The organism is Actinomyces sp. ICM58 (genome assembly GCF_000283035.1).
Lineage (GTDB): Bacteria > Actinomycetota > Actinomycetes > Actinomycetales > Actinomycetaceae > Pauljensenia.
On record NZ_ALIY01000119.1, the window covers coordinates 1 to 5,915 of the forward strand.

Here is a 5,915-nt window from a genome sequence, read left to right on the forward strand (position 1 = left end):
TCCTGGGCGGGGTCGATCCGCGCGGTCACGCGATTGCGGACGCGACGGACGCCGCCCTGCTCGGTGCGCTGGCGATTGCTGGGCGCGAGGATGCTGAGCGGTGGGGGACCGAGCGCGCCCGCGTCGCCTTCGTCGCGATGGGGCGCTACGGCGGGCGCGAGTGCTCCTACGCCTCCGACGCCGACGTTATCGCCCTGCACGAGCCCGTGGGTGGTGCCTCCGACTCCGAGGCCGCGGCCAGCGCCACCGCGATCGTCAACCGCGTCAAGAAGCTGCTCGGCTCGGCGACCAGCCAACTCGGCATCGTTGTCGACCTCGACCTGCGCCCCGAGGGTAAGAACGGTCCGATGAGCCGCACGATCGCCTCGCACGAGGAGTACGCGCAGCGCTGGGCCTCCACGTGGGAGCGCCAGGCGGCCGTGCGCGCCCGGCCTATCGGAGACGGTGAGCTGGCGCAGGCTGCCAGGTCTCTTTTTGAATCCATGGCCTACCGTCAGGTGAGCGAGTCGGAGGTGCGCGACATCCGACTGCTCAAGGCCCGCATGGAAAACGAGCGCCTGCCGCGCGGCACGGAGCCCGCCCGCCACGTCAAGCTCGGCCCCGGTGGCCTCAGCGACGTCGAGTGGACGATCCAGCTCATCCAGATGCGCCACGGGCGCGAGGTCGAAGCCCTGCGCACGTCGTCGACGACCGACGCGATTGCGGCTGCTCGCGACGCCGGGCTGCTGGGAGCCTCGGACGCCGAGATTCTCTTGAACGCCTGGGACCTGGCCACGCGCATCCGCGCCGGCAACACATTGGCGACCGGGCGCATGAGCGGTGTGAAACTTGACGTTGTGCCCCGTGACAGCGCGGAGCTCGGCGCCCTTGCCGCTATCCTCGGGTACGGGAGCGGCGGGCTGACCGCCCTCGAAGAAGACTGGTTGCGCGCGGCACGACAGGCGCGCGGCGTGATGGAACGAACATTCTGGGAGCAGCAGTGAAGATTGTGCTGGTACGGCACGGACAGACCCCCGCCAACCGTCTGGGGGCCCTCGACACGGTCCGCCCCGGCCTCGGCCTGACCGAGGAGGGCCTGGCGCAGGCGCGCCGCCTCGCGGATCGCTGGGAGGGCGAGGTCGCGGCCCCTCCCACGCTCATCGCCCTGTCCGGCCTGCACCGCACGCGCCTGACGGCCGCGCCGCTGGCCGCCCGCTACGGGCTCACGCCGCTGGTGTGCCCGGGGATTCGCGAGCTGCGCTCGGGCGACCTGGAGATGGCCTCAGACCCCGCCTCCCAGATGCAATACGTGCGCACGACCCTGTCGTGGTGCGCCGGCGACCTGGATAACCGGATGCCGGGCGGGGAGAGCGGGCGCGAGGCCCTGGCCCGCTCCCTGGAGACCGTGCGCCGCGTGGGACTGGCCGCGCGCGAACAGGCGGGGGAGGACGCGGTCGCCGTCTTCGTCATCCACGGCGCGCTCACGCGCCTGCTGGCCACATGGCTGTCGGCCGACATTGACGAGGCCCTCGTGTCGAAGCACTTCATGTCGAACACGGGCACGACCACCTTCGAGTGGGCTCCCGGCTTCACCCCGGCCTCGGCCTCCGAGCTGGCCAAGGGCCTGCACGCCCTGACCTGGAACGACCGTCCCCTCGATCAGTGGGACTGAGCGGCCTCGGCGCCTGATTCCTCGCCGCCGGATTCCTCGGAGGGGGTGACGAACTCTGAGACCTCGTAGTGGAAGGACCTGTACTTGAAGTACCCCTCCAGGTAGGAGAGGTGCTCCTCACACGCCAGCCACGTCTTCGTGCGGGCGCGGTGGATCGCAGGATTACGCCAGTCGATCCGATAGATCGCGGCGTTCGTGCATTCGCGCGCCGAGCAGATGCCCGAGGCGCTTTCGACTCCCAGAGCCATGGTGTCCTCCCCATGCGGTTACGCTTGGAAGTATGCCAACCCTCGTTCTCGTTCGCCACGCGCAGGCCGCCTACAACTACCCCGACCGTTCCCGCCCGCTCACCGACGCCGGGCGCGACCAGGCCGCGCGCCTCGGAGCGACCCTCGCCCGCGAGATCGGCGCATTCAGCGTCGCCGTCTCCTCCGACGCCCAGCGTGCCCGCGAGACCTTCGCGGCGATCCTCGCGCGCGCGGGCGCCGACGAGGCCTGGCACGACCGCTCCATCTACGACGGCGGCGAGGAGGAGATCATCGAGCTGGCCCGCACCTTCACGGGCGAGGCAGGCCTGATCGTCGGGCACGAACCCGTCATCTCCTACGCCGGATACATCCTCGCCCGCAAGGAAGACCGAGGGGCGGCCGACAGGGGAGTGCCCACCGCCACCGCGCTGGTCCTCTCCTTCGACGGCGCGTGGGAGGATCTCGCACCTGGAACATGCGCCATGAGGGTCTTCTACACCCCACCCACCCGCTAGCTTGCGTGCCCCGGACAGGCGGCCACGGCCTCGTCCCCGATCCTGTGACGGTGTTTACGTTTGTCCACGAGGACGCCACACACATGGGGAAGCGCCCCATTGACGCGATAGAATGTGCCGGTATCTATCCACCCAACAGGGAGAAGTGATGTCGGGACACTCTAAGTGGGCGACCACTAAGCACAAGAAGGCCGCCATTGACGCCAAGCGCGGCAAGCTTTTCGCGCGCCTCATCAAGAACATTGAGGTTGCGGCTCGCACGGGCGGCGGCGACCCCGCTGGCAACCCGACGCTGTACGACGCCATCCAGAAGGCGAAGAAGAACTCCGTCCCCGCCGACAACATCGACCGCGCCGTCAAGCGCGGATCCGGTGCCGAGGCCGGTGGCGCCAACTACGAGACCATCATGTACGAGGGCTACGGCCCGAACGGCGTTGCCTTCCTGGTGGAGTGTCTGACGGACAACCGCAACCGCGCCGCCTCCGACGTGCGCCTGGGCTTCACCCGCCACGGCGGCTCCCTGGCCGACCCCGGTTCGGTCTCCTACCTGTTCTCGCGTCGCGGCGTCGTCGAGGTGCCCGCCGCCGACGGTGTGGATGAGGAATCCATCATGATGGCCGTCCTGGACGCCGGAGCCGAAGAGGTCGAGGACGCCGGCGACCTCTTCGTTATCGAATCCGACCCCAAGGATGTTGTCGCCGTTCGCAGCGCCCTGCAGGAGGCCGGCATCGACTACGACTCCGCCGAAGTCCAGTTCGTCGCCTCCACCGAGGTCGAGCTCGATCTCGAGGGCGCCCTGAAGGTCAACAAGCTCATCGACGTTCTCGAGGACTCCGATGACGTGCAGAACATCTACACGAACATGTCGCTGAGCGACGAGGTTCGTGCCCAGCTGGAAGAGCAGGAATAACCATGAGCGAGAGCACCGCGAAGCGCGAGGTCGGCACCCCGCAGGTCAAGCGCGGCATGGCCCAGATGCTCAAGGGCGGCGTGATTATGGACGTCGTCACCCCCGAGCAGGCCAAGATCGCCGAGGACGCGGGCGCCGTGGCCGTCATGGCCCTCGAGCGCGTCCCCGCAGACATCCGCGCCCAGGGTGGCGTGGCCCGCATGTCCGACCCGGATCTGATCGAAGGCATCATCGACGCCGTGTCGATCCCCGTCATGGCGAAGGCCCGCATTGGTCACTTCGTCGAGGCCCAGGTCCTGCAGTCCCTCGGCGTCGACTACATCGACGAGTCCGAGGTCCTCACCCCCGCGGACTACAGCCACCACATCGACAAGTGGAACTTCACCGTTCCCTTCGTCTGCGGTGCCACCAACCTCGGTGAGGCGCTGCGCCGCATCAACGAGGGCGCCGCCATGATCCGCTCGAAGGGCGAGGCCGGCACCGGCGACGTCTCCAACGCGACGACGCACATGCGCAAGATCCGCGACGAGATCCGCCACCTGACCTCCCTGCCCGAGGACGAGCTGTACGTCGCGGCCAAGGAACTGCAGGCCCCCTACGAGCTCGTCGCCGAGGTCGCCCGCGAGGGTCGCCTCCCCGTCGTGCTCTTCACGGCCGGCGGCATCGCCACCCCCGCGGACGCCGCTATGATGATGCAGCTGGGCGCCGAGGGCGTCTTCGTGGGCTCGGGTATCTTCAAGTCCGGCGACCCCGCCAAGCGTGCGGCCGCCATCGTCAAGGCCACGACCTTCTACGACGACCCCTCAGTCATCGCTGAGGTCTCGCGCGGCCTGGGCGAGGCCATGGTCGGCATTAACGTCGACGACCTGCCGGTCGATCACCGCCTCGCGGAGCGCGGATGGTGACCATCGGCGTTCTCGCCCTGCAGGGCGACGTCGCAGAGCACGTGCGGGCGCTGGAAAACTCCGGCGCCCGCGCGCTGCTTGTGCGCAGGGTTTCTGAGCTCGACCAGGTCGACGGCCTGGTCATCCCCGGCGGAGAGTCGACGACCATGTCGAATCTGCTGCTCTCCTTCGGCCTCTTTGATGCGCTGCACGCGCGCATTAGCGCGGGGCTTCCCGTCTACGGCACGTGCGCGGGCATGATTATGCTCGCCTCGTCGATCCTGGATGGGCGCGAGGACCAGCGTTCTTTCGGCGCCCTCGACATCGTCGTGCGTCGCAACGCCTTCGGCCGCCAGGTGGACTCCTACGAGGAGGACCTGGACGTCGAGGGCCTTAAAGGCGGTCCCTTCCACGCCGTGTTCATCCGCGCCCCCTGGGTCGAATCGGTGGGCGAAGGCGTCGAGGTGATTGCGCGCGCGGGCAACAGCGCCGACGGTCCGATCGTGGGCGTGCGCCGCGGCAACGTGATGGCGACTTCCTTCCACCCCGAGGTGGGAGGCGACGACCGTATCCACGGCCTCTTCGTCAATATGGTGGCGCGCGCCTGATGCGCGTGATGGGGATCGACCCCGGTTTGACGCGCTGTGGTCTCGGCGTCGTTGACGTGGATGAGTCGCGGCGCGCGAGCCTCGTCTATGTCGGCGTGGCCCGCACTGATAAGGATCTGGCCACGCACTTTCGCCTGCGTACCATCGCGGATGCGATCGACGCGGTCATCGAGCAGTACCGGCCCGAGGTCGTCGCGATCGAGCGCGTGTTCGCGCAGGACAACCTGCAGTCGGTGACGACGACCATGCAGGTGATGGGAGCGGCGATGACGTGCGTCGGGCGCGCTGGCCTGCCGATGGCGGTCCACACGCCCTCGGAGGTCAAGTCGGCCGTGTCTGGCAACGGAAACGCCGACAAGGCCCAGGTCCAGACGATGGTCGCGCGCATCCTCGGCCTCGCGAAGGCGCCCAAGCCCGCGGACGCTGCCGATGCCCTGGCGATCGCGATCACGCACGCCTGGCGGGGGACCGGCCTGCTCGGGGCGCCCGAGGATTCCTCGGTCGCCGTGTCCATCTCCGGTCGTCTGACCTCGCGCGGGTCCATGACGCCCGCTCAGCGGGCGTGGGCCGAGGCCCAGGCCGCGCAACGCCGCACGGGTGCCGTCGACCCGAGGCGCAGGCGCGGCTAGAATCGTACATATGTTCGCCTGCGGTCTCGCGGGTGAGTGACCAGGGAAAGGACCGTAGTGATCTCGATTCTGCGCGGCGCTGTCGCAAGCGTCGGACTCGACCACGTCGACGTCATGGTCGGTGGCATTGGCTTCCGCGTCCACGTGACCCCCGCCTTCGCGCAGGCGGCCCCGCGCGATGAGGAGATCACCGTCTACACCTCGATGATCGTCCGCGAGGACTCGATGACCCTCTACGGCTTCGAATCCTGCGACGAGCGTGACGTCTTCACGACGCTGATGTCCGTTTCCGGTATCGGTCCGAAGATCGCGCTGGCCGCACTGGCCGTCCTGCGCCCCGACGACCTGCGCCGCGCCGTGCGAGACCAGGACCTGGCCACGCTCCAGCGGATCCCCGGAGTGGGCAAGAAGTCGGCTCAGCGCATGGCCCTGGAGATCGGCGACAAGCTGGGCAGCCCCGCGGCCTTGCC

8 protein-coding genes and 1 pseudogene are annotated in these 5,915 nt (G+C 68.7%); 8 read left to right on the plus strand and 1 reads right to left on the minus strand.

What is annotated here, in order from left to right; genetic code table 11:
* Together HMPREF1138_RS05670 and HMPREF1138_RS05675 are read left to right on the plus strand one after the other, a co-directional pair.
* Positions 1 to 983 (plus strand): annotated as a pseudogene (locus HMPREF1138_RS05670) (bifunctional [glutamine synthetase] adenylyltransferase/[glutamine synthetase]-adenylyl-L-tyrosine phosphorylase); the annotation flags it as partial.
* Positions 980 to 1,651 carry a histidine phosphatase family protein gene (locus HMPREF1138_RS05675; protein ID WP_009057599.1) on the plus strand — a complete coding sequence of 224 codons (672 nt, stop codon included), beginning with the start codon at positions 980 to 982 and terminating at the stop codon, positions 1,649 to 1,651. The pseudogene HMPREF1138_RS05670 and the gene HMPREF1138_RS05675, both read left to right, overlap by 4 nt.
* Here the strand turns inward: HMPREF1138_RS05675 and HMPREF1138_RS05680 are convergent.
* Positions 1,639 to 1,899 (minus strand): hypothetical protein, encoded by a 261-nt coding sequence (locus HMPREF1138_RS05680; protein WP_009057590.1) that lies wholly within the window; start codon positions 1,897 to 1,899, stop codon positions 1,639 to 1,641. The two genes, HMPREF1138_RS05675 and HMPREF1138_RS05680, sit on opposite strands and share 13 nt — an antisense overlap.
* Positions 1,900 to 1,931: 32 nt before the next feature.
* Here HMPREF1138_RS05680 and HMPREF1138_RS05685 point away from each other — a divergent pair, with 32 nt between their 5' ends.
* From HMPREF1138_RS05685 to ruvA, 6 genes are all read left to right on the plus strand, one after another.
* Positions 1,932 to 2,414: a SixA phosphatase family protein gene (locus HMPREF1138_RS05685; RefSeq protein WP_009057592.1), complete on the plus strand. Its 483-nt coding sequence runs from the start codon at positions 1,932 to 1,934 to the stop codon at positions 2,412 to 2,414.
* A gap of 148 nt (positions 2,415 to 2,562) precedes the next feature.
* A complete protein-coding gene (locus tag HMPREF1138_RS05690) occupies positions 2,563 to 3,324 on the plus strand; it encodes a YebC/PmpR family DNA-binding transcriptional regulator (RefSeq protein WP_009057598.1) in 762 nt (253 codons plus the stop codon).
* A gap of 2 nt (positions 3,325 to 3,326) precedes the next feature.
* A complete protein-coding gene (gene pdxS / locus HMPREF1138_RS05695) occupies positions 3,327 to 4,229 on the plus strand; it encodes a pyridoxal 5'-phosphate synthase lyase subunit PdxS (RefSeq protein WP_009057597.1) in 903 nt (300 codons plus the stop codon).
* The gene (gene pdxT, locus HMPREF1138_RS05700; protein ID WP_009057589.1) at positions 4,223 to 4,816 is read left to right on the plus strand and encodes a pyridoxal 5'-phosphate synthase glutaminase subunit PdxT; all 594 of its coding nucleotides are present in this window, start codon (positions 4,223 to 4,225) and stop codon (positions 4,814 to 4,816) included. The genes pdxS and pdxT overlap by 7 nt, the downstream gene beginning before the upstream one ends.
* Positions 4,816 to 5,445 (plus strand): crossover junction endodeoxyribonuclease RuvC, encoded by a 630-nt coding sequence (ruvC, locus tag HMPREF1138_RS05705; RefSeq protein ID WP_021611025.1) that lies wholly within the window; start codon positions 4,816 to 4,818, stop codon positions 5,443 to 5,445. Before pdxT ends, ruvC begins: the two co-directional genes overlap by 1 nt.
* Positions 5,446 to 5,502: 57 nt before the next feature.
* A partial coding sequence (ruvA, locus tag HMPREF1138_RS05710; RefSeq protein WP_009057595.1) for a Holliday junction branch migration protein RuvA occupies positions 5,503 to 5,915 on the plus strand: 413 nt, incomplete at its 3' end.

Coding starts and splice junctions, on each gene's coding strand:
- HMPREF1138_RS05680 (WP_009057590.1), bottom strand. CDS start 1,899: ATGGCTCTGGGAGTCGAAAGCGCCTCGGGCATCTGCTCGGCGCGCGAA.
- HMPREF1138_RS05685 (WP_009057592.1), top strand. CDS start 1,932: ATGCCAACCCTCGTTCTCGTTCGCCACGCGCAGGCCGCCTACAACTAC.
- HMPREF1138_RS05690 (WP_009057598.1), top strand. CDS start 2,563: ATGTCGGGACACTCTAAGTGGGCGACCACTAAGCACAAGAAGGCCGCC.
- pdxS (WP_009057597.1), top strand. CDS start 3,327: ATGAGCGAGAGCACCGCGAAGCGCGAGGTCGGCACCCCGCAGGTCAAG.
- pdxT (WP_009057589.1), top strand. CDS start 4,223: ATGGTGACCATCGGCGTTCTCGCCCTGCAGGGCGACGTCGCAGAGCAC.
- ruvC (WP_021611025.1), top strand. CDS start 4,816: ATGCGCGTGATGGGGATCGACCCCGGTTTGACGCGCTGTGGTCTCGGC.